The organism is Croceicoccus bisphenolivorans (genome assembly GCF_001634625.1).
Classification (GTDB): Bacteria; Pseudomonadota; Alphaproteobacteria; order Sphingomonadales; family Sphingomonadaceae; genus Croceicoccus; species Croceicoccus bisphenolivorans.
Map to the genome: position 1 here is coordinate 165,298 of NZ_LRSE01000006.1, position 22,456 is coordinate 187,753.

Annotated in this window: 23 protein-coding genes; 15 read left to right on the plus strand and 8 right to left on the minus strand. The window is 63.5% G+C overall.

Going from position 1 to position 22,456, the window contains the following annotated elements:
- Window positions 1-15: 15 nt before the first annotated feature.
- The gene (locus tag A7A77_RS08685; protein ID WP_082836017.1) at window positions 16-1,176 is read right to left on the minus strand and encodes a penicillin-binding protein activator; all 1,161 of its coding nucleotides are present in this window, start codon (window positions 1,174-1,176) and stop codon (window positions 16-18) included.
- 64 nt (window positions 1,177-1,240) lie between these two features.
- Here A7A77_RS08685 and rsmI point away from each other — a divergent pair, with 64 nt between their 5' ends.
- The 4 genes from rsmI to A7A77_RS08705 are packed head-to-tail and all read left to right on the plus strand — an operon-like array spanning window position 1,241 to window position 4,143.
- Window positions 1,241-2,083 carry a 16S rRNA (cytidine(1402)-2'-O)-methyltransferase gene (gene rsmI, locus A7A77_RS08690; RefSeq protein WP_245638432.1) on the plus strand — a complete coding sequence of 281 codons (843 nt, stop codon included), beginning with the start codon at window positions 1,241-1,243 and terminating at the stop codon, window positions 2,081-2,083.
- A complete protein-coding gene (locus tag A7A77_RS08695) occupies window positions 2,080-2,445 on the plus strand; it encodes a YraN family protein (RefSeq protein ID WP_281180001.1) in 366 nt (121 codons plus the stop codon). Before rsmI ends, A7A77_RS08695 begins: the two co-directional genes overlap by 4 nt.
- 26 nt (window positions 2,446-2,471) lie before the next feature.
- A complete protein-coding gene (gshB, locus tag A7A77_RS08700; protein ID WP_281180002.1) occupies window positions 2,472-3,470 on the plus strand; it encodes a glutathione synthase in 999 nt (332 codons plus the stop codon).
- A 52-nt stretch (window positions 3,471-3,522) separates the two neighbouring features.
- The gene (locus A7A77_RS08705) at window positions 3,523-4,143 is read left to right on the plus strand and encodes a DedA family protein (protein ID WP_066556343.1); all 621 of its coding nucleotides are present in this window, start codon (window positions 3,523-3,525) and stop codon (window positions 4,141-4,143) included.
- Between the two features lie 3 nt (window positions 4,144-4,146).
- Here A7A77_RS08705 and A7A77_RS08710 read toward each other — a convergent pair whose 3' ends face one another.
- Together A7A77_RS08710 and hemW are read right to left on the minus strand one after the other, a co-directional pair.
- The gene (locus tag A7A77_RS08710) at window positions 4,147-5,079 is read right to left on the minus strand and encodes a tyrosine recombinase XerC (RefSeq protein ID WP_425388555.1); all 933 of its coding nucleotides are present in this window, start codon (window positions 5,077-5,079) and stop codon (window positions 4,147-4,149) included.
- The gene (gene hemW / locus A7A77_RS08715) at window positions 5,076-6,230 is read right to left on the minus strand and encodes a radical SAM family heme chaperone HemW (protein WP_066556344.1); all 1,155 of its coding nucleotides are present in this window, start codon (window positions 6,228-6,230) and stop codon (window positions 5,076-5,078) included. Before hemW ends, A7A77_RS08710 begins: the two co-directional genes overlap by 4 nt.
- Before the next feature lie 46 nt (window positions 6,231-6,276).
- Here hemW and A7A77_RS08720 point away from each other — a divergent pair, with 46 nt between their 5' ends.
- Window positions 6,277-6,834, plus strand: a complete 558-nt coding sequence (locus A7A77_RS08720) for a CAP family protein (protein ID WP_082836022.1) — start codon at window positions 6,277-6,279, stop codon at window positions 6,832-6,834.
- Here the strand turns inward: A7A77_RS08720 and rdgB are convergent.
- On the minus strand, window positions 6,831-7,466 hold the full coding sequence (gene rdgB, locus A7A77_RS08725; protein ID WP_066556345.1) for an RdgB/HAM1 family non-canonical purine NTP pyrophosphatase: 636 nt from the start codon (window positions 7,464-7,466) through the stop codon (window positions 6,831-6,833). The two genes, A7A77_RS08720 and rdgB, sit on opposite strands and share 4 nt — an antisense overlap.
- On the minus strand, window positions 7,463-8,176 hold the full coding sequence (rph, locus tag A7A77_RS08730; protein WP_066556346.1) for a ribonuclease PH: 714 nt from the start codon (window positions 8,174-8,176) through the stop codon (window positions 7,463-7,465). The genes rdgB and rph overlap by 4 nt, the downstream gene beginning before the upstream one ends.
- Before the next feature lie 93 nt (window positions 8,177-8,269).
- On the opposite strand from rph, the gene hrcA reads away from it, so the two are divergent.
- The 3 genes from hrcA to A7A77_RS17810 all read left to right on the plus strand — a co-directional run bounded on the left by hrcA (window position 8,270) and on the right by A7A77_RS17810 (window position 10,307).
- Window positions 8,270-9,331, plus strand: coding sequence for a heat-inducible transcriptional repressor HrcA (hrcA, locus tag A7A77_RS08735; RefSeq protein WP_066556347.1), 1,062 nt, complete (start codon window positions 8,270-8,272; stop codon window positions 9,329-9,331).
- A 17-nt stretch (window positions 9,332-9,348) separates the two neighbouring features.
- Window positions 9,349-9,921, plus strand: coding sequence for a nucleotide exchange factor GrpE (gene grpE / locus A7A77_RS08740; protein WP_066556350.1), 573 nt, complete (start codon window positions 9,349-9,351; stop codon window positions 9,919-9,921).
- Between the two features lie 92 nt (window positions 9,922-10,013).
- Window positions 10,014-10,307 carry a YMGG-like glycine zipper-containing protein gene (locus A7A77_RS17810; RefSeq protein ID WP_066556565.1) on the plus strand — a complete coding sequence of 98 codons (294 nt, stop codon included), beginning with the start codon at window positions 10,014-10,016 and terminating at the stop codon, window positions 10,305-10,307.
- 67 nt (window positions 10,308-10,374) lie between these two features.
- Here A7A77_RS17810 and A7A77_RS08750 read toward each other — a convergent pair whose 3' ends face one another.
- Both A7A77_RS08750 and A7A77_RS08755 read right to left on the minus strand, forming a co-directional pair.
- Window positions 10,375-10,881, minus strand: coding sequence for a vgr related protein (locus A7A77_RS08750; RefSeq protein WP_066556352.1), 507 nt, complete (start codon window positions 10,879-10,881; stop codon window positions 10,375-10,377).
- Window positions 10,878-11,432 carry a copper chaperone PCu(A)C gene (locus A7A77_RS08755; protein ID WP_066556354.1) on the minus strand — a complete coding sequence of 185 codons (555 nt, stop codon included), beginning with the start codon at window positions 11,430-11,432 and terminating at the stop codon, window positions 10,878-10,880. Before A7A77_RS08755 ends, A7A77_RS08750 begins: the two co-directional genes overlap by 4 nt.
- A 188-nt stretch (window positions 11,433-11,620) precedes the next feature.
- Here A7A77_RS08755 and dnaK point away from each other — a divergent pair, with 188 nt between their 5' ends.
- Together dnaK and dnaJ are read left to right on the plus strand one after the other, a co-directional pair.
- A complete protein-coding gene (dnaK, locus tag A7A77_RS08760) occupies window positions 11,621-13,525 on the plus strand; it encodes a molecular chaperone DnaK (protein WP_066556568.1) in 1,905 nt (634 codons plus the stop codon).
- Between the two features lie 211 nt (window positions 13,526-13,736).
- Window positions 13,737-14,858, plus strand: coding sequence for a molecular chaperone DnaJ (gene dnaJ, locus A7A77_RS08765; protein ID WP_066556356.1), 1,122 nt, complete (start codon window positions 13,737-13,739; stop codon window positions 14,856-14,858).
- Window positions 14,859-14,861: 3 nt separating this feature from the next.
- Here dnaJ and A7A77_RS08770 read toward each other — a convergent pair whose 3' ends face one another.
- Window positions 14,862-17,165, minus strand: a complete 2,304-nt coding sequence (locus tag A7A77_RS08770) for a patatin-like protein (protein WP_066556357.1) — start codon at window positions 17,163-17,165, stop codon at window positions 14,862-14,864.
- 85 nt (window positions 17,166-17,250) lie between these two features.
- On the opposite strand from A7A77_RS08770, the gene radA reads away from it, so the two are divergent.
- The 5 genes from radA to alr all read left to right on the plus strand — a co-directional run bounded on the left by radA (window position 17,251) and on the right by alr (window position 22,380).
- Window positions 17,251-18,627 (plus strand): DNA repair protein RadA, encoded by a 1,377-nt coding sequence (gene radA / locus A7A77_RS08775; protein ID WP_066556359.1) that lies wholly within the window; start codon window positions 17,251-17,253, stop codon window positions 18,625-18,627.
- 9 nt (window positions 18,628-18,636) lie between these two features.
- A complete protein-coding gene (locus tag A7A77_RS08780) occupies window positions 18,637-19,179 on the plus strand; it encodes a CvpA family protein (RefSeq protein ID WP_066556361.1) in 543 nt (180 codons plus the stop codon).
- A complete protein-coding gene (locus A7A77_RS08785; protein WP_066556363.1) occupies window positions 19,176-19,610 on the plus strand; it encodes an iron-sulfur cluster assembly scaffold protein in 435 nt (144 codons plus the stop codon). Before A7A77_RS08780 ends, A7A77_RS08785 begins: the two co-directional genes overlap by 4 nt.
- A gap of 83 nt (window positions 19,611-19,693) precedes the next feature.
- Window positions 19,694-21,331 (plus strand): MFS transporter, encoded by a 1,638-nt coding sequence (locus A7A77_RS08790; protein WP_066556365.1) that lies wholly within the window; start codon window positions 19,694-19,696, stop codon window positions 21,329-21,331.
- Window positions 21,331-22,380 (plus strand): alanine racemase, encoded by a 1,050-nt coding sequence (gene alr / locus A7A77_RS08795; RefSeq protein WP_066556367.1) that lies wholly within the window; start codon window positions 21,331-21,333, stop codon window positions 22,378-22,380. Before A7A77_RS08790 ends, alr begins: the two co-directional genes overlap by 1 nt.
- Window positions 22,381-22,456 lie beyond the last annotated feature (76 nt).

The window sequence follows — 22,456 nt, forward strand, 5'->3', positions numbered from 1 at the left end:
GTGGCGAATGCGCGGTCAGAACTTCGTCGGCGCGGGTGCGACGACCTTCACGCCGGATGACGTCACTTCGCGAACCTCGAACGCGCGTTCGACCACGCCCCCGTCAAAGCGGAACGCCCCGTCGAGGCCGATGAAGCCGCCCGCATCGCCAAGCGGACGGGTCGGGAAGCGGTCTCCCACGTTCCAGTCCCGCGCGACCTTGATCGTCAGCAGAACGGCATCGTAGCCCAGCGTCGAGATGCGGTACGGCGAGGCACCGAACCGGCTCTTGTAGCTGTCCGAATAACGCTTGAAGCGGCCGTCGCTGATGGCGGAGAACCATGCACCGCGTAGCGACGATGCCTGCACGACCTGTTCCTCGCCGCTCCACAGTTCGGTGCCGATGATCTTGGCCGCCTTTTCCGCATCGCGGATCAGCGGGCCAGCACGAACGGCCATGCGCGAACCGTCGGCAATGACGATCGCCTGATAGTCGCCCTTGGCGGCAAGCCGCTTCACGGCATTGGCGAGCGATGTCGAATCGCGGTCGTAACTCTCGATCGCCATGACCCGCGCACCCGTGGCCCGACCGGTCGCCATGATGGCATCCGAAGCACTGCGGCCGTATTCTCCGTTCGGCACCAGGGCACCGAAAGTGGTCATCCCCTGACTGACGGCATATTTCATGGAACGTTCCAGCGACTGGGCCGGAACCTGCCCCATGACATAGACCCCGTCACCGGCAATGGTCGTATCGTTGGAAAAGCTGATGATCGGCACGCGCGCCGGCGCGGCCACGGCCTTTACCGCGGCGACATCGTCGGACAGCAGCGGGCCGAGGATCAGGCGGTTGCCGTCGGCAATCGCGCGCTGGGCCGCAGAGCGGGCACCGGACGCGGTATCATACGTCGTGATGCGGATATTGGCGGTGTTCGTATCGAGCAGCGCCATCGTCGTCGCATTGGCAAGGCTTTGCCCCACGCCCGCGTTCGCACCGGACTGCGGCACGAGCAGGGCGACGCGGTGCCGCGTCTCGTTCTGGTCGGGAAGCTGGGTTGCCGTCGGCTGTTCTGGCGGCGGGGGCGGAGCCTCGCTTTTGGGAACCATGCCGGCGCAACCGGCCAGCAAAAGCGCCATCAGACCGGCGGTGCCGGCGCGCATCGTGCCCCTTCGCGTGAAGGACCCGTGCGTGTTCATGCTTGCATCTCCCTGAAAACCCCGTGCATTGGCACCAGATATGTCCGCCGCAAAAGAAAAGCTCGTGACTGAACCCAACCTGTATTCCGGCTTGCCACACGGCCTCTATATTGTCGCGACCCCGATTGGCAATCTCGGCGATCTCAGCACGCGTGCGCTTGCGGTGCTCGGAGCCTGCGGCGCGGTAGCGTGCGAGGATACGCGGGTTACCGGCAAATTGCTCCACCACGCAGGGCTTAAAAAGCGTCTGATCCGCTATGACGACCATGCGGATGAGGCGGTGCGGGAGCGGTTGCTAGCCATGGCTGCGCAAGAACCGGTGGCGCTGGTATCGGATGCGGGTACGCCGCTTATTTCCGACCCCGGCTACAAACTGGTGAAGGAAGCGCGGGAGCGGGGTGTGAACGTCGTCAGCGTGCCGGGGCCGAGCGCGCTGATCGTCGCGCTTACCCTATCCGGCTTGCCGACCGACCGGTTCCTGTTCGGCGGTTTCCTGCCGGTAAAGGACAAGGCGCGCCGCGACGTTCTGGCCGAACTGGGCGCGGTGCGTTCGACACTGGTGTTCTACGAAACCTCGCCGCGCCTGCTCGACGCTCTCGCCGCGATCGAGGCGGCATTGCCGGGCCGCGAAGTGGCCGTGGCGCGTGAACTGACCAAGAAGTTCGAGGAATGCCGCAGTGGCAGCGTGGCCGATCTCGTGGCGCATTACACCGCCCATCCGCCCAAGGGCGAGATCGTACTGATGATCGGCCCGCCGGGCGAGCAGGCGAGCGAGGATCTCGACATCGACGCCCTGCTTCGCGCTGAGCTCGAAACGCAAAAACCATCGCAAGCAGCCGCGCGACTGGCCAAGTCGTACGGCCTCGATCGCAAGATGCTATACGCCCGCGCGCTTGACCTGAAGTGACAGGAGCCGCCCCCAAACGCGTTCGCGCAGAGCGGCAGGGCCGCAAGGGCGAGGCCGCTGCTGCAATGTACTTACGCGCCAAGGGCTGGCGCATCCTTGCCGAACGGGTCCGCAACCCTGCTGGCGAGATCGATCTTGTCGCCCGGCGCGGATCGATGGTGATCTTCGTCGAGGTGAAATGGCGCGCCAGGGCGGACGACCTGAACCTTGCCATCGATGCGCGACGCCTTGCCCGCGTTTGCGCCGCTGCCGAAGTGGAGGCGCACAAGTACCTGCGAGAGGGCGATGACATGCGGATCGACGTCCTCCTCCTTGCGCCGGGCCGCTTGCCACGCCATCTGGCGAACGCGGGCCAGTTCTGATCGGCCAGTTCTGAAGGAAGCTTCTCTTGACCAAACCCTTGCGCGTCGCCGTCCAGATGGACCCGATGGATTCGATCAACATCGGCGGCGATTCCAGCTTTGCCCTGATGCTTTCGGCACAGGCGCGCGGGCACGAACTGTTCCATTACGATGTCCGCACCCTTGCGTGGAAGTCGGATGGTGAGGGTAGTGGCCGCGTCACGGCATGGGCCGCGCCGGTCAGCGTCCAGCGCGTGCAAGGCGATCATTTCGAGCTGGGCGAACATCGCACGATCGATCTTGGCCGCGATGTCGATGTCGTGCTGATGCGACAGGATCCGCCGTTCGATATCGGCTATCTCACCGGCACATGGCTGCTGGAGCGGATCAAGGGCGAGACACTTGTCGTCAATGATCCCGTTTCGGTCCGTAACGCGCCGGAAAAGATCTACGTTCTGGATTTCGCGCGGTTCATGCCGCCCACGCTGATCACCCGCCGGATCGAGGATGTGCGCGATTTCATGGCGGAGCATGCCGAAAAGTATCCGGGCGGTATCGTCATCAAGCCGCTGCATGGCAATGGCGGCAAGGCGGTGTTCCGCATCGGCGAGGACGCGGCGAACCTGTCCGCTCTGGTCGAGATGTTCCTGCAGACATGGCCCGAACCGTTCATGGTGCAGCCCTTCCTTCCCGAAGTGTCGTTGGGCGACAAACGCATCGTGCTGGTGGACGGCGAAGTGGCGGGTGCGATTAACCGCAAGCCGGGTGAGGGGGAGTTCCGCTCCAACCTTGCGCAGGGCGGCTTTGCCGAAGCGGCGGACCTTACCGAGACCGAGCAGGAAATCTGCGCCGCCATGGGCGCTCAGCTAAAGGAACTGGGCCTCGTCTTCGTCGGTATCGACGTGATCGGCGGCAAGTGGCTGACGGAAATCAACGTGACCAGCCCGACCGGCATCGTCGCAATCGACAGGTTCAACGGCACCGACACTTCCGCCATGATCTGGCAAGCTATCGAATCCCGCGTATCCGAGCGGCAGGCGGGTTGACGCGCGGGGCAGTGCGACGGACCCTCGCGCCGTTTCGGGCGTTGAAACAGACATGAACCAATGGATCATCCAGCTGATCGAAGGCGGCGGCTATCTCGGCATCGCCTTCCTCATGGCGCTGGAAAACGTATTTCCGCCGATCCCCAGCGAAGTGATCATGTGGGTGGGCGGCAATGCCGTGCATCATGGCCGGATGAGTTTCTGGCCCCTGCTGTGGTGGGGGACAGTCGGCTCGACTTTCGGCAATTACCTGTGGTTCCTGCTCGGCGACCGGATGGGGTATGAACGTACACGCCCCTTCGTCGAAAAGCATGGCCGCTGGCTGACGATGGACTGGGGTCATGTCGAAGCAACGGAGCGGTTCTTTGCACGCCACGGGCAGTGGGTCGTTTTCTTCCTGCGCTTTTCGCCGTTCCTGCGTACGATAATCTCGCTTCCGGCGGGATTGATGCACATGAACCATGTGAAGTTTCTGGCCTTCACCTTCGGCGGCGCGGCTATCTGGAACGCCCTGCTTATCGGTAGTGCGACGATTTTGGCAGGATGGTTTTCGGGTCTGGAAAACATACTCGGCTACGTCGTCATCGGGCTGTTGGCACTGGCACTGCTGGGCTATCTGGTTCGGGTGCTCACGTGGAAATCGACGCACCCGGCGCAAGACGCGGCGGAATAGCGCTTAATCCCCGCTCTCGCGCGGGTGCGCGTTGCGATAGACATCAAGCAAGGTTGCCGCATCCACCTTCGTGTAGATCTGCGTCGAACCGAGGCTGGCATGGCCCAGCAGTTCCTGCAGGCTCCTGAGATCCGCACCGGCGGCGAGCAGGTGCGTTGCGAACGAGTGGCGCAAGGCATGGGGCGTGGCCGTTGGCGGCAGGCCGAGCGCGATGCGCGCCCTTGCCACGGCGCGTTGCACGATCCCCTGCGAAAGCCTGCCCCCGCGTGCGCCGCGAAACAGCGCCTGCTTCGGGTTCAGCGTGAACGGCGTCGCCTCGACATAGGCATCGACAGCCGCTCTCACGATCGGCAGCACCGGCACGGTTCGCTGCTTTCCGCCCTTGCCGGTAACGGTCAGCGTATCGCCCATGGGTAACGCCTCCCCATCCAGCGACAGCGCTTCGGCAATGCGCAGGCCGGAGCCATAGAGCAGCAGCAGGACCGCCCGGTCGCGCGCGCCGATCCATGGCTCGCTCGCATCCCCGTCCACCATTTCGGCAAGGTTGACGACTTCATCGGGGGTGACGGCGCGGGGGATTCCCTTTTTCACTCTTGGTCCGCGCATGCGCGGCGCAGATTGTCCTGATTTTCCAGACTTTTCACGGCAGTACTTCAGGAATGACTTGATTGCGGAAAGTTCCCGCGCGGCAGAGGTATTGGACAGGCCGTCTTCCCGTCGGGCGGCCAGAAACCGGCGCAGCAACCCCTGCTGGCTGTCGGCGAGAGATTCCCATTCGGGCGTGACATCCTCGAACCGCAACAGCCGTTCTGCGGCAGCGACATAGGCGCGCACGGTATGGGGGGAGCGACGCAAGTTGTGGGTCAGGTAGCCGTGCCAGTCGCCAAGGATCGCCTCACGCCGGAAGTCCGCGTCCTGCGGGGCAGCGGCGCTCACGGTGCGCCCATCAGGTCCGGCCCGACAATCTCCGCGATCAGGCTGTCGAGCACGACCATGCCGCGTCCGGTAACGCGCAAGCGCCCGTTTTCGTGGGTCACGAAACCCAGCTGCTTCATCAGCTGCGTACGTTCGGGATCGAACAGGGTGTTTTCGGTAAGCCCGAAGCGCGCGGCAAGCGCAGCGGGGTCGACGCCTTCGCTCAGCCGCAGGCCCATCATCAGCGCCTCTGCAGCCTGTTCTGCCGGTGGCAGGGCGCGTTCCTCCACCATGCCGTGCCCCCGCTCGGCAACGGCGGACAGGAAGTTCTCTGGCTTCTTGTGGCGCTGCGTCGCGGCACCCCGCCTGCGCCCGTGCGCGCCGGGGCCGATGCCGACGTAATCTTCGTAGCGCCAATAAGTGAGGTTGTGGCGGCTTTCCTCGCCGGCCCGCGCATGGTTGCTGGTCTCGTAGGCGGGAAGGCCCGCCGACTTGGTGCGAAAGCGGGTGAACTCGAACAGTTCGCTCGACGATTCCTCGTCTAGCATTTCGAATATGCCCTTGCGGAAATCGGTCGCGAACCGTGTCCCGTCCTCGATGGTCAGTTGATAGAGTGAGAGGTGGCCGGTTCCGAAAGCGAGCGCTGTGCCCAGCTCGGACTGCCACTGTGAGCGGGTCTGGCCGGGGCGGGTGTAGATGAGGTCGAAACTCACCCGATCGAAATGCCGCTGGGCCACGCCGATGGCCGCGACCGCTTCTTCGGAATCATGCAGTCTACCAAGAAATTTCAAGGCCTTGTCATTGAAACTTTGCACGCCGAGTGAAGTGCGATTGACCCCCGCCACGGCAAGATCGGCGAACTTTCCGGTCTCCACGCTGGACGGGTTCGCTTCCAGCGTGATCTCTATATCGTCGGCAAAATCCCAGTATTCGGACGCCTGCCGGATCAGGCTTTCCACCAGCGCGGGCGGCATGAGCGACGGTGTGCCGCCGCCGAAAAAGATCGAGCCCAGCTCCCGCCTTCCGGTAACCGCGGCCTCATAGGCCATGTCGGCCAAGAGAGCCTGCTGCCACACGGCCACGTCGACGCTGTCGCGGACATGGCTGTTGAAGTCGCAGTAGGGGCATTTCTTCAGGCAGAAGGGCCAATGGATATAAAGCGCTAAGGCCATGGTTTATTTCAGCGCCTGTTAACCCGTCAAAGTCAAGATGCGGCGCATGGGACGGGTCAGATTCTTGGCGCTGGGCATCACCGGCGCAATCGCAGCAGTGGCAACCATCGGCCTTGGCGGGATCGCTTCCTCGCAGGAGCGCGGCTGGGTGGAGCGCGTGGGGGCCGGCAGTTTTGCCGAACGCTTGCTGGAGGCGCACAATTCCGAACGTCGCCGGATGGGCGTGCCCGAATTGCGGTGGAGCCCGAAACTGGCGGCCCAGGCGCAGGCCTATGCGCGCAAGCTGTCGAAGGGCAACTCGCTGGTACATGCCAGCAATGCCGAACGCGGCGGTGCCGGCGAAAACCTGTGGGCAGGGCGCGCAGGTTTCTACACTGCCGAAGAGATGATCGAGGGCATGATTGACGAGAAGCGCCACTTCACCAAGGGCGATTTTCCGAAAGTCAGCCGCACCGGCCAGTGGCGCGATGTCGGCCATTATACCCAGCTGATCTGGCGCGACACGACAGAGATGGGATGTGCCGTAGTGCCGGGCGGCGGCAACGACTGGCTAGTCTGCCGTTACTGGCCGGCGGGCAACATTTACGGAAAGCCTGTTTTCTAGGCTCCGAACTGCTCCGCCACCAGCTGGCGGAACGCATCCGCGCGGTGGCTGATGCGGTGCTTTTCCTCAGGCTCCATCTCTGCAAACGTCAGGTCGAGACCCTGCGGCACGAACAGGGGGTCGTACCCGAAACCCTTTGCCCCGCGTGGTGGCCACGTCAGCGTGCCATCGACCCGCCCTTCGTAGACCGCTTCGCGTCCGTCTGGCCATGCGATCGCAAGAACGCAGGAGAACCATGCATCGCGCGGTGCATCCGGCCCTTTTTCGGCCAGCATCCCTTCGACTTTCCCCATCGCCATGAACCAGTCGCGGCCTGCAGGTCCTTCGAACCATTGCCGTTCGGCCCAGTCGGCGGTGTAGACGCCGGGCCGCCCGTCCAACGCGGCGACGGACAGGCCCGAATCGTCGGCAAGGCTGACGATCTGCGAAGCCTGCGCTGCCGCATGCGCCTTGATCAGCGCGTTTTCGACAAATGTCGTCCCCGTCTCGGCCGGTTCCGGCAGGCCAAGCGAACCTGCGCTGATGCAGTCCACGCCATAGGGCGCGAGCAAGGCCTGGATTTCCTTCAGCTTGCCCGCATTATGCGTGGCGATGACCAGCTTGCCTGAGCCGAGACGGGGAGTGTCGTTCATCGAACTGCGTTGTCCTGTGCCTTGAAGATGCCGTCACAGCCGGTGCGGGCCAGACGCAGGAGGCGCAGCAGGCCTTCCTCGTCATATGTCGCGCCTTCCGCCGTTGCCTGAACCTCGGCGATCTGGCCGCCCTCTATCAAGACGAAGTTGGCGTCGGCATCGGCGTTCGAATCCTCGTCATAGTCGAGATCGAGCACCGGTGTGCCGTTGAAGATGCCGCAGGAAACCGCCGCGACCTTGCGGGTCAGCGGGTCTTCCTTGATCTCGCCCTTGTCTAGCAGGCCCTGAACCGCGAGGCGCAGGGCAACCCATGCGCCGCTGATCGATGCCGTGCGGGTGCCGCCGTCTGCCTGCAGCACATCGCAATCGAGCGTGATCTGGCGTTCGCCCAGTTTCTTGAGGTCGGTCACGGCGCGCAGAGAGCGGCCGATCAGGCGCTGGATTTCCTGCGTGCGGCCCGACTGCTTGCCCTTGGCCGCTTCACGGCTGCCGCGGGTGTGGGTGGCGCGGGGAAGCATCGAATATTCGCCCGTTACCCAGCCTTCGCCCTTGCCGCGCAGCCATGGCGGCAGGCGTTCCTCGATGGAGGCAGTGCACAGCACACGGGTTTCGCCAAAGCTGATCAGGCACGAACCTTCCGCGTGCTTGGTAAAGCCGGTCTCGATGGTGATCGCCCGCATTTCATCTGCGGCGCGGCCGGATGGGCGCATTTTTCGGTGATTCCTTGTTGAAGTCATGCAATTCGCGGGCCGCGTTAGGCCAGTCGGGCTTGAGGCTGCAAGGGGAGGCTCTAAATAAGCGTCATGCCAAGCTTGCCCCTTAACGACATGAACGAGCGTGCGCGCGAGATTTTCCGTCTTGTCGTGGAAGGCTATCTCGATTCCGGGCAGCCGGTCGGATCGAAGGCGCTGGCCACTGCAGAGGGGATCAACCTTTCGCCCGCATCGATTCGCTCGGTTCTGGCGGATCTGGAACGGCTTGGCCTGCTGGCGGCACCACATACGAGCGCGGGGCGGATGCCAACCGAATCGGGCCTGCGGCTTTTCGTCGACGGCATGATGCAGGTGGCCGAACCCAGCCAGGCCGAACGTATCGCGATCGAGCGTGAATTGTCGCAGCCCGGACCCATCGAGAATGCGCTGGCCAAGACGTCTGCGATGCTCTCCAGCCTTTCCGCCTGCGCGGGCGTGGTCATGGTGCCTGCGCGCGAGCCGCGTTTGCAGCAGTTGAGTCTGGTGCCGATCGGCAGCGGCCGCGCGTTGGCAGTGCTGGTGGGCGAAGACGGCGCGATCGAGAATCGCGTGCTGGACCTTGCGCCGGGCACGGACCCTTCCGCGCTGGAGCAGGCGGGTAACTACATCACCGCGCGCCTTGCCGGGCGGACACTGGCCGAGGCGGTCACGGCGGTTCGCACCGAACTCGCGGACGAGCGTGCCTCGCTCGATACAGCAGCCCGCGATCTGGTGGCGCGCGGGCTGGCGGTGTGGAGCGAGGATGCCGCAAGGCGCCCTGTGCTGATCGTGCGCGGACAGGCAAACCTGCTGGATGAAACGGCGATAGAGGATCTGGAGCGTGTCCGATCCCTAATCGACGATATCGAACGCTCCGAACAGGTTGCGGACTTGCTGGCTTCTGCCCGCGATGCGGACTCCGCGCGTATATTCATCGGGTCGGAGAATAAGCTGTTCTCGCTATCCGGCTCTTCCGTCATCGCATCGCCCTATCGCGATCGCGAGGGAAGGGTCATCGGCGTGGTGGGCGTTATCGGGCCGACGCGGTTGAATTACGCGCGGCTCGTCCCCATGGTGGATTTCACTGCACGAAGCCTGGGGCGCAGCCTTGGGCGGATCACCGGACAAAACTGACAGGAATTACTTGCGCGATGAGCGACGAACGCACCCGCGACGAAGCGGTCGAGAACGAATTGAAGGGCGTGCCCGAGGACATGCTGGACGGTGGTGAGGCGGCCGAGGAACTGGCCGCCGACGAAGAGCGTATCGCTGCGCTTGAGGAAGAGCTGGCAGAGGCCAAGCAGCAGGTGCTCTATGCCCGCGCCGAAACGCAGAACGTGCGCCGGCGCATGGAAAAGGACGTGGCCGATGCCCGCGCCTATGCGGCGACCGGCTTTGCCCGCGACATTCTCTCGGTTTCCGACAATCTCGCACGCGCGCTGGATGCCATTCCGGCAGACCTTCGCGAGGACGATAAGATGAAGGGCCTTGTCGCCGGGATCGAGGCAACGGGCCGCGAGATCGAAAAGGTTTTTGGCCAGCATGGCATCACGCGGATCGCGGCCATGGGTCTGCCGCTCGATCCGAACCAGCACCAGGCGATGGTGGAAATCCCGTCCGACGATGCCGAACCGGGCACCGTGATCCAGGAAATGCAGGCAGGCTACATGATCAAGGACCGCCTGTTGCGCCCTGCCATGGTCGGGGTCGCGAAAAAGCCCTGATCCCCGCAGCGGGGAAAAACCCATATTTTTTCGGAACTTCATGCGTCCTGCTCCGTATGTCCAACATTAATGGGGGCCAACGGAGCAAGACGATGAACATCAAGACGCTTACGATCCCCGCCATTGCCGCTGCGGCACTGGCCACTGCCGGCTGTGCCGATAACTATGCCGTGGAAGGCGCAGCCGTGGGCGCTGCCGCCGGTGCGGCCGTCGGTGCCGTGACCGGTGCTGATGTCGGCACTGCCGCTGCGGTCGGTGCTGCCGCCGGTGCGGCAGGCGGCTATTTCATGGACAAGAACGACGGCTGCGACGGTTATGACCGTGATGGCCGGCTCGACGACGATTGCTACGGCACCGCAGGCTATCCGGTTGACCCGCGCTACTAAACGACGCGGAGTTTGGGAGAGGGGCGCGGGCTAAGGCTCGCGCCTTTTTTCATGGGTGCTGTATTCGTCAGGGCCGCTTGAACGGCAGGATACTTTCCAGTTGCGCCAAGGGCGGGGCGCCGCGAAGGGCGACGCCGTTCCTCAGCAGGAAAGCGTGCCGCACGATTTCTGCCTGCTGTTCGATGCCATAGCGGTGCAGCGGCTGGCCCGGCCTGATCGCATAGTCATAGCGGCAGAAGGGGTGTCGCATCAGGGGCAGCCAGAAGCGGCCCCGTTGCTGTGCCTGCCAGACATGCGTCATCTCGTGAATGAACAGTCCTTGTGCTGAAACCGGCGCAGCGGAGAAATCGTCGGCATAAGCGATATGCTCGGCGGGAAAGTGGATGTGCCCCATCGGCGCCATCGCGGTATTCGTAGGCTGAAACGGAAACCAGCGTTTCCGCCGGATCGTCACCGGATCAACATCGATGGCAGAATTGAAGACGCTGCCGACCAGCGCCTTTTCACCGTCGGTCAGGCCCCGCGTCCCGCCAACGGGGCACGCGGGGGGAGAGGCAGGGCGCGTCTCGCTCAGTGTTCCATGCCTTCCATATCGGCCATGTCGTGATCTTCCGGCATCATGGCGTCCATCCCGCCCGCACCGACGACACGGGCCGGGATCGATGCCTTGTCACCATTGTCGAACGTGATCGTAAGGTCCGCCGTTCCGCCCGGCGCAATCGTGGCGTCCATGTCGAACAGCATCACGTGATAGCCGCCCGGCTGGAACGACAAGAGCTCGCCCGGCTGCAACGACACCTCGTCCACTTTCGCCATCGTCATGGCTCCGCCCGTTTCACTCGTTTCGTGCATCTCGCTGGTTGCTGCGCCCATCACGGACACACCCACGATCTTGCGCGGTTCCTGCGACGAAATGCTGAAATAGGCTGCGCCCGGGCGTCCCGTTACGGCAGGCATGCGCACCTCCGCATTGCTGAGCGAAACGCCTGCAGGCGCATCGGCCGCCACCGGCACGTCCACAGCCTCGGTCGGCTCCGCATCGGGCGTGCCGGAGTTGCAGGCGGCAAGCGCCAGCGACATGCAAGCAGCGGCGCAAAGGGCGGCAGATGTCGAATTGAGACGCATTTTCAATGGCTCCGAAGCCGGTTGGGGACAGCGATCAAATAGGAAACTTACGGGTCTTGTTCCACCTAAAAGCGCCCCTATATCGCCCCCGGAAACACAAAAATCCAAGTCAGGAGCCGTGTGGCGGGCCTGCCCGCATGGGGGGCCCCGAAAAGCACGGTGTCAAATGTAGGATGGGAAATACCAAGATGGCTAAAGTTATCGGCATCGACCTCGGCACCACCAATAGCTGCGTTGCAGTCATGGATGGCGACAAGCCGAAGGTTATCGAGAATTCGGAAGGCGCGCGGACCACTCCGTCGATCGTCGCCTTCACCAAGGACAGCGAAAGGTTGATCGGCCAGCCGGCAAAGCGCCAGGCGGTGACCAACCCCGACAATACCCTTTTCGCGATCAAGCGCCTGATCGGCCGCCGCTTCGACGACCCCATGACCAAGAAGGACATGGAACTGGTCCCCTATGACATCGTCAAGGGCAAGAACGGCGACGCATGGGTCAAGGCCGGCGGCGAGGATTACAGCCCCTCGCAGATCAGCGCCTTTATCCTGCAGAAGATGAAAGAAACGGCCGAAAGCTATCTGGGTGAAACAGTCACGCAGGCGGTCATCACCGTTCCCGCGTACTTCAACGACGCGCAGCGCCAGGCGACCAAGGACGCCGGCCAGATCGCGGGCCTCGAAGTGCTGCGCATCATCAACGAGCCGACGGCGGCAGCGCTGGCCTATGGCCTCGACAAGGAAGACGGCAAGACCATCGCGGTCTACGACCTTGGCGGCGGCACCTTCGACGTCTCGATCCTCGAGATCGGCGACGGCGTGTTCGAGGTGAAGTCGACCAACGGCGACACCTTCCTGGGCGGTGAAGACTTCGACACCGCGGTCGTGGAATTCCTCGCCAATGCGTTCAAGAAGGACGAGGGCATCGACCTTCGCGGCGACAAGCTTGCCCTGCAGCGTCTGAAGGAAGCTGCCGAAAAGGCGAAGATCGAACTGTCGAGCGCGCAGTCGACGGAAGTGAACCTGCCCTTCATCACTGCCGACCAGAACGGTCCGAAGCACCTCGTGAAGACGATCACCCGCACCGATCTTGAAAAGATGGTCGAGCACCTGATCGCCCGCACGAAGGAGCCGATGAAGAAGGCTTTGGCTGACGCAGGCGTCACGGCGAAGGAAATCGACGAGGTCGTTCTTGTCGGCGGCATGACCCGCATGCCCAAGGTTCGCGAAGCCGTGAAGGACTTCTTCGGCAAGGAACCGCACACCGGCGTCAACCCGGACGAAGTCGTTGCCATGGGCGCGGCGATCCAGGCCGGCGTGCTTCAGGGCGACGTCAAGGACGTCCTGCTGCTCGACGTGACCCCGCTTTCGCTGGGCATCGAGACGCTGGGCGGCATCATGACCAAGATGATCGACCGCAACACCACGATCCCGACCAAGAAGTCGCAGGTCTATTCGACTGCCGATGACAATCAGCAGGCCGTGACGATTCGCGTCTTTCAGGGCGAACGCGAAATGGCGAGCGACAACAAGCTGCTCGGCCAGTTCGACCTTGTCGGCATCCCGCCCGCACCGCGCGGTGTGCCGCAGATCGAGGTGACGTTCGACATCGACGCCAACGGCATCGTGAACGTGTCTGCCAAGGACAAGGGTACCGGCAAGGAACAGCAGATCCGCATCCAGGCATCGGGCGGCCTGTCCGACAGCGACATCGACCAGATGGTGCAGGACGCAGAGAAGTTCGCCGACGAAGACAAGAAGCGCAAGGAGCGTGCAGAGGCGCGCAACCAGGCAGACAGCCTTGTCCACTCGACCGAACAGCAGCTCAAGGAACACGGCGACGCGATCGGCGCGGACCTCAAGTCCGAGATCGAAGCTGCTGTTGCCGAAGTGAAGACCGCGCTTGAAGGCGAGGACGCCGACGCGATCAACGCCAAGTCGCAGGCTCTTGCCGAAAAGGCTATGAAGATGGGTCAGGCGATTTACGAGAAGCAGCAGGCCGAAGCTGCCCCCGCCGATGCCGGCAATGCCGGTGCGGACGAGGAAGTGGTCGATGCCGAATTCTCGGAAGTGGATGAAGGCGCGGACAAGAACTGAGCCTTATGACGCGGTAATCGCATGATTTTCCCGCCCCGCTTCTTCCCGGCAACGCGCAATCGCGTTAACCATCGGGAGAGCGGGGCGGGTCTATCCTGCGGTCCGCCAAGTTCAAGGGGCGACGCCTGACCGGCGATTCGCCCCTGCGATTTTACGCCGCGCGCGACCGGCGGCATACCAGGCAATACGGGACGACGGGGACACAGTGTCAGTGGATACCGAGATCGACTTTTACGAACTGCTCGAAGTCGAACGGACGGCGGACGACAAGACCATCAAGTCCGCCTATCGCAAGCTTGCCATGCGCTATCACCCCGACCGGAATCCCGGTTGCGCGGATAGCGAGGCGCGGTTCAAGGCAATCAGCGTCGCCTATGACTGCCTGAAGGATCCCAACAAGCGCGCGACTTACGACCGTTACGGCCATGCCGCCTATGCGCAGGCGCAGCAGGGTGGTGGCGGTGGCGGTGCCGGTTTTTCCGACATCGGCGATATATTCGAAACGATCTTCGGCAGTGCATTCGGCAGCGGCGCGGGCGGCAGGCCCCGTCGCGGCGCTGACTTGCGTTACGACATGGAAGTCACGCTGGAAGAAGCGTTCCATGGCAAGCAGACCGAAATCGAGATCGAGGTTTCCCAGACGTGCGAGCCATGCGCCGGTTCCGGCGCGGAGCCGGGGACAGCCAAATCGCGCTGTTCCACGTGCGCCGGCCATGGCAAGGTTCGGGCGCAGCAGGGCTTCTTCATGGTCGAACGGCCATGCCCCAGCTGCCACGGTCGCGGCGAGGTTATCGAAAAGCCGTGCCGCGCATGCCGTGGCGAGGGGCGGGTCGACCAGCCGCAGAAGCTTGAGGTCAACATTCCGCCGGGCGTTGAAACCGGCACCCGTATCCGCCTGACCGGCAAGGGCGAGGCAGGGCCGATGGGCGCGCCTCCGGGCGATCTCTATATCTTCATCCATGTCCGCCGCCACGACGTTTACGAACGTGACGGTACGACATTGCTGACCCTTGTGCCGATCACCTTTACTAAGGCCGCGCTTGGCGGCACGGTCGGACTTCCGGGCCTTGATGGCGAATGGCTGACGATCAACATTCCGGCCGGAATCCAGTCGGGCGAACAGCTTCGCAAACGCGGCGATGGCATGCCGGTGCTGCAGGGGCGCGGACGCGGGGATCTCGTCGTCGAGGTCAAGGTCGAAACCCCGCGCAAGCTGTCGACGAAGCAGAAGGAACTGCTGCGCGAATTCCAGCAGAGCGAAACCGATGCGCAGTGCCCAGAATCGCAGAGCTTTTTCGAACGTATCAAGGCGGGCTTTTCGGCAAAGCGCTAGGCGCTAGCCCAGCTTTTCGATCACCTCGCGCTCCAGCCTTGCGACAAGTGCACGGTCGCATTGCCCCTTTTCGCGTTCTTCGCCGAGTACGGCCAGGAACGCATCCCGCTTCAGTTCCTCCAGGATTTCCGGCGGGAGCGGATTTTCCTCGCCCAGCGTGGATGCCGTGATGTCGATCAGCCGCTCGGTTCCGTGCAGACGGCCCCAGAGGTAGTCGTTTTCGCGATAGGCGCGGCTGAAGAACGCCCCGAAATTGTAGAACTCGATCCCACGCAGCGTATCTGTGGTGCCGCCGGTCCGGATCGAATGGGCGTCTTCGGGCGAAATGCGGTCGACCTTCACCGGATCGAATTCGTCATGCCCCCATGTTCCCAGCAAGGGCAGGGTCGCGATGTCGTAGAAAGGATAGCCGAGATAGGTGAGCAGCAACTTGCGCCGCTGCTCTCGCGGCAGGGGTGACAGAGCATCGGCCAGCAAGGCGTCGACTTGCGGATCGGTGCTGCGCAAGTCGCGCCGGTCCGCGATGGCGGCAAGAACGCCCTCCGGATCGGACAGGACGTTCGCGGCGATGCGGGAAAATTCGGTGCCCAGCGCCTTTGTCTGCTCCAGCGCAGTGTAGAGCGATAGCGCGCGATAGATCGCATCGCGCGCCCTTTCCCGCTCGTCCGGCGCGAGTTCGTCGCCAACGTCGCCGGGGGCCAGCCTGCGCGCCAGAAGGCGCAAGCGGCGCGTGCGAAAGCCGATGTCGTGCGTTCGGAAGAAGGCAATCGCCTCCTCGCTCGCGCCCTTGGCAGCCGCCAGTGTGGCAAGGCCCTGCGTGTCGAGGTAGCGCGACAGGCTGGCAACGATTTCGTCCAGTGGTGGCCGTTCGCCTTCGATTGCGCGCCAGATCAGGTTGGCAAGGCCGTCGACGATGCCCGCGAACTTTACCTGCGCGTAGGAGTGGAACGCGAAGCCCGCACGCTCGGCAGCGGCCTGCTGCGCGCGGCGGCGCCATTTGGTGAGGCGTTCGGCGTTGGGGCGGTCGAGAAACAGCGTTCGGCCCAGCAATTTGTCGACCGCCACCTCGACCTCTGGCCGCAGCGCGTCGACAATGCCTCGGATGCGCATGGCGTCTGCCGAATGGAGCGCGATGCGTTCGAGATCGTCGCGAATCGGTTGTTCGCGCGGGATCGACGACAGGGAGCCGAAAATCGCGCTGAAGAAGCCGATCGGGCGGCTTGGCGCGCGCACTTCCCCGAAGCGGTAATCGGGGTGGGGATCGACATAGATGAATCGCCGGTCGACTTCGCGCGTAGCGGGCCGGTTCTCCAGCGCGCGGATTGCTTCGGCAAAAGGGGCGCCCACCAGCACTGCGCCGTCGATCAGGGCCACCGAATCGAGATCGCCGGCATGGACATGATGCGGCATGATACGTTGCAGGAACCTGTCTCTTCCGGGCCATTCGAACCAGCGTTCGGTGACCAGCTCGTCTATTTCCGACAGGACAAGGGGCGGGAATGCGCCGGGAAAGCTGGCGGTTGCTCGCGCGGCAAGGACCAGTTCGGCCCGTTCCGCCAGTTGCGTGTCGCCGCCGTGGGCGCGGAAGGAAATCGGCAGGCGATGTTCGGATTCGGTCGCGTCCGTCGGGCTGTTCACATGCAACGGGGCGCGATAGCCGCGAAAGTCCGTGGTTGTGACGAACAGGTCGAGCGGGTGGCCGATCGGGATCAGGGAAAGGCCGGGCGGCTGATCGCGCATCGCCATCAGGGCATCGTCGATCAGGCGGGAAAAGCCGGGGCCGGAAAAGGGCGGGGCGAACCAGCGGCTGCGCATCAGGCGCGAAAGCTTGCCGCGCACTTCTTCCCGCGTTTCGGGCGCGACGGTGCGCGAAACCGCGTTGCCCGGCCGGCGCAAGGTCCACTCCACCAGCGGCTGTGCCCAGAACTTGGAAAACCGGTGCCCCATCCGCGCTTCCGGCGCCAGAAGCACGTCGCTGTCCGCACATTCGAGCCACAGGTTGGTAAGCGGATCGAGCGATCGCCCTGTCAGCAAGGCCTGCGCCAGAAAGATCGCGTTCAACCCGCCCGCGCTGGTGCCGGAAAGAATGTCGGGAATGACGCGCAGCCGCGTGCCGCCGTGCCTTGCGATTGCCTGCAGCAGGGCATGGTAGACACCGGGCGATCCGCCGGGCGGGGGAAGACCGTCGCGGAAGGCGCGGCTCGCCTCGGCGATTTTCAGGACCTCCTTGGTCACGCCGTGCATGTAGACCGCAAGGCTGACCCCGCCATAGCAGACGAGCGCGATGCGCAGTTCCTTCTCCCGCATGGGGCAAGGATGGCAGGCAAGTCGGCGCAAGCAAAGCGAAACTTGTCCACTTGCGTTCCGTAAATGTTCCGTTTACGCGATGCGAATGGCGAAACCCAAACGTCGATATGCCTGCCAGGCCTGCGGCAGTGTCACTCACCGTTGGCAGGGCCAGTGCCCGGACTGCGCGGAATGGAACACTCTGGTCGAGGAAGCGGCCGAAACAGTGTTTTCGGCCAAGCACGATCTGTCGGGCGGCGGCAGGCGGATCGATTTCGTGCCGCTGGACGGGCCGGTGCCGCTGCCGGTGCGCCGCAAGACGGGGTTGGCAGAGTTCGATCGCGCGCTTGGCGGCGGACTGGTGCCGGGCAGCGGCGTTTTGATGGGTGGCGATCCGGGGATCGGTAAATCGACACTCTTGCTGCAAACTGCGGCCAGCATCGCGCGGGCGGGTGGCAATGTGGTATACATCAGCGGCGAGGAAGCGGCGGGGCAGGTCCGGCTGCGCGCCGAACGACTTGGTCTGGCGGATGCGCCGATCAAGCTGGCCGCGGCGACTTCGGTGCGCGATATCCTGACGACACTGGGCGGGATGGACGCGCCAGACCTGCTGGTCATCGATTCGATCCAGACGATGCATTCTGACCAGATCGAGGGCGCGCCGGGCACGGTCAGCCAGGTGCGCGGGTGTGCGCTGGAACTGATTCGCTATGCCAAGTCTCGCGATTGCGCGCTGGTGATGGTCGGCCACGTCACCAAGGACGGCAATATCGCGGGGCCGCGCGTGCTGGAACATATGGTCGACGTGGTCATGAGCTTCGAGGGGGAGCGTTCGCACCAGTACCGTGTGCTGCGCGCGCTGAAGAACCGCTTCGGCGCAGTGGATGAAATCGGCGTTTTCGCGATGGAAGGGCAGGGCTTGGCCGAAGTGGCCAATCCGTCCAGCCTGTTCCTGTCGGGCCGCGACGAACCTTTGGCCGGCAGTGCGGTGTTCCCCGCGCTGGAAGGCACGCGGCCCGTGCTGGTCGAGATACAGGCACTTATCGTGCGGCTGCAGTCGGGCGCGACGCCGCGCCGCGCGGTGGTCGGTTGGGACAGTGGGCGGCTCGCCATGCTGCTTGCGGTGCTGGAGGCGCGGTGCGGGCTCAATTTCTCCACCGCGGAAGTTTATCTCAATGTCGCGGGCGGCTACCGCATCACCGATCCCGCCGCCGATGTCGCGGTGGCTGCGGCGCTTGTTTCCGCCCTTTCGGAAAGGGCGTTACCGCCACGTTCAGTCTGGTTCGGCGAAGTATCGCTGGCGGGCGAAGTGCGCCCGGTCGCCCATGGCGGAATACGGTTGAGAGAGGCGGCAAAGCTCGGTTTCGACAAGGCCGGCGGGCCGTCAGGCAGTGCGGGAAAAGCCGAGGACAGGGCGATTGCGGACTACATGGGCCTTGGCACCTTGCTTAATCTCGTTGACCGGCTCGTGGGCAGTGCATAGCGGATAGACATGACGTTTTTCGATATTGCTGTTCTGGTGATCGTGGGCCTCAGCGCGCTGAGCGGGCTTTCGCGCGGCTTCGTGCACGAGGTGCTGTCGCTTGCCGCATGGTTTGCGGCCATCGTCGCGATCTACATGTTCCATGCGCCGCTGACCGATCTGATCATCGCCTTTTTCGAGGATAACAACACGAATGCGGGCCTGATCGCGTTCATCCTGCTGTTGGTCGTGCCGCTGGTCGTCCTGCGGCTTCTCGCGAAATGGGCAGGGTCGAAGACGCGGAAATCTGCTCTTGGCTTCATCGACAGGATTCTCGGGCTCGGTTTCGGGTTGCTCAAGGGTTTGCTGATGGTCGTTCTGACCTTTTCGATCATCGCGCTGGGCTATGACACGGTGTGGAGTGCGGAAGGGCGCCCTGAATGGGTGAAGGAAGCGCGGACCTATCCTTTCGTGAACGCGGCCAGCATGGCGCTCGTGACGACAGTGTCGGAACGGCGCGAGGAACTGATGGACGGCCTGACACCTGCAGAGGAAGAGGAAGCAGCGACGTGAGCGGGCACCGGCTCTACACGCCGGAGGTACTTGCTGCGGCTGTCTCGCTGGCGGATTTTCCGCTTCTGCCGACATTCACCCTGCGCGGCGAGGCCCGCTCGAAGAGTTGCGGAAGCCGGATCGAACTGGGCCTGATCCTGAACGATGACGGGTGCGTTGAAAGCGTCGGGCTGGCCTCGCGCGCATGCGCCATCGGACAGGCGAGCGCGGCCGTCTTTGCAAAGGGCGCCATGGGAAAGCGGGTGGGCGATCTCATCGCTGCCCGCGACGCGATGTCGTCGTGGCTGGCCGGCACCGGGCCTGTGCCCGAATGGCCGGGTGTGGACCTCATCGTACCGGCCATCGACTATCCGGGGCGCCACGGGGCCATGATCCTGCCGTGGGCGGCGGCCTGCGACGCTCTCTGCAAGGGTGTTGCCTCTACCGATTGAAGTACCTGCCAGCGTTCACTGTCTTGGCAAGCGGCCTGTTACCATCCTAAGGCGTTTGCCAAAGGGATAAGAGGGGCACTGGAATGGCGGCAACGGAAAGCGAAGGGCACGATATCAGCAAGTCGGAAATGCGGCTTGTCGTGGGGGCTTCGTCGGTCGGTACCATTTTCGAATGGTACGATTTCTTCATCTACGGGACCTTGTCCGGCCTGATCGGTGCCGCTTTCTTCCCCGGTGACAATGCCATCCTTCAAACGCTGCTGGTCTGGGCCGGGTTCGCGATAGGCTTCGGTTTCCGTCCACTTGGCGCGATCCTGTTCGGCTTTCTGGGTGACAGGCTGGGCAGGAAGTACACTTTCCTCGTCACGGTGACGCTGATGGGTGTCGCCACCGCAGGCGTCGGCCTAATTCCGTCGGCCGAAACCATCGGTCTTGCCGCGCCGCTGATCGTGATCGTGCTGCGCATCCTGCAGGGGCTGGCGCTTGGCGGGGAATATGGCGGCGCGGCGATCTATGTTGCCGAACATTCGCGGCCGGAAAAGCGCGGTTTCTTCACGTCTTTCATCCAGGCCAGTGTGGTTGGCGGTTTCGTGCTGTCGATCATCGTCGTCCTGCTGTGCCGCTGGCTGATACCGGCCGATGCGTTCAGCGCATGGGGCTGGCGCGTGCCGTTCCTGCTGTCGATCCTCCTGCTCGCCGCTTCCTTGTGGATGCGGTTGAAACTGTCCGAAAGCCCGGTGTTCCGCGCCATGAAGGAAGCGGGCGAGACATCGGGCAATCCGTTTGTCGAAAGCTTTACTTATCCCGGCAACCTGAAGCGCATCGTTGTCGCGCTGGGCGTGACGGCGGGTCTGACCACGATCTGGTACACTGCGTTCTTCTCTACGCTGTCGTTCCTGAAGGGGCCGATGAAGGTGGAGGATTTCACGGTCGAGATCATGATGCTGATCGCCAGCTTGCTGACGATGGGGCTTTACATCGTTTTCGGGCACTTGTCCGATCGCATCGGGCGCAAGCCGCCGATCGTGTGGGGGAACTTCGCGATCCTGCTGCTGCTGTTCCCCGTTATGTGGGGCATCGGCGCACTGGCCAATCCGCAACTGGCGCATGCTGCGAAAAGCGCGCCTGTCGTCGTCAATGGCACCGGATGTTCGTACAATCCCTTCGGCGATCTGTTCGACCAGAAGCAGTCGCCCTGCGCGCACGTGCTGGAAACGCTGACGGCGGACGGCGTGCCTTATGATATCCGCGAATCCGATACCCTGTCTCTCGTAGTGGGTGTTCGTCACATAGACCTGTCGACCCTCGCGCTGGATGATGCGGCCGCGCGTCGCGATGCCATCCGCGCGGAGCTGGTGGCAGACGGCTATTCGTTCGACAAGCAGAACCCGCCGCTGGTCAACATCGTCGGCATCATCGCTCTGGTTCTGGTTCTGGGCGCGCTTTCGGCTGCGAATTACGGCCCGGTCGCCGCCTTGCTGAGCGAGATGTTCCCGCCGCGCATCCGGTACAGTTCAATGTCGATCCCATATCATATCGGCGCGGGGTATTTCGGCGGATTCCTGCCGCTGATCGCTGCGTATATCATCGCGCGGACGGGAAATGCCTATTCCGGGCTGTGGTACACGTGGTTCTTCGTTGCCTTTGCCTTCCTTATCACGGCATGGGGGCTGAAATCCGGTCCGCCGCGTGATTTCGAGGAAGTACAATCAAACCCCTGATGCCCGACAGCCCAATGGCTCCGCCGCCCGCGATGCGTTTGCGTGTCGACAGTGGAGCCATATCCGACAACTGGCGCACGCTTGATGCGATGAGCGGCACTGCGCGCGCTGCGGCGGCGGTGAAAGCCGATGCCTACGGCGTGGGCATCGATCGCGCCATGCCTACCTTGCTCGATGCAGGCTGTCGCGACTTCTACGTTGCACACTGGTGTGAGGTGGCAGGTGCCATCCGCCATGCCGCGCCGGAGAACGTAGCCGTGCTGCATGGCCCGATAACGCAAGCCGACTGTGAATACGCGCGCCAGACTGGCGTGCGACCGGTCCTCAACAGCCTGGCACAGGTCGGGCTGTGGCAGTCGACGGGGGGTGGGCCATGCGATCTGATGGTCGACAGCGGGATGAACCGGCTTGGCCTTCGGCCCGATGAACTGGGTGATCCGGCGCTCGCGGGGCTGGAGGTGATTACCTTCATGTCCCATCTCGCCTGCGCTGACGAGGATAGCGCCATGAACGGACGGCAGCGCGATCTTTTCGCCTCGCTGCTTGCCGCGGTGCCGCATCGGCGGGCCAGCCTTGCCAATAGCGCCGGTATCGCATTGGGCGCCGGTTTCCAGCACGACCTGACGCGACCGGGGGTCGCGCTTTACGGCGGTGTTGTGCGCAGCGAACTTGTCGGAAAAATCCGGCCGGTCGTCGGACTGGAAGCGGCCCTGATACAGGTGCGGACTGTGCCTGCGGGCGAAACGGTCGGTTATGGTGCGGCATTTACCGCGCAGCGCGATACGCGTGTGGGGATCGTGTCGCTGGGCTACGCAGACGGCTATCTGCGCTGCTGGAGCGACGTTGGTGTTTTCCGGTCAGGTAACGCCCCATTGCCCGTGCTGGGCAGGGTTTCGATGGACATGACCGCGATTGACCTGTCCTCTGCGCCCGATCTTGCTGAAGGGGATTGGGTGAGTGCCGAATATGACTTGCCGACCGCCGCGCAGCGAAGCGGGTTGACCCAATACGAATTGCTGACCGTTTTGGGACCGAGGTTGCGAGCGTAACCGGTTGCCGTGGCAATTGTGCATGTGCTAATAGCATGTGCAGCAAAAATGCAGCACGAAGCTGTGTTCAAAAGGA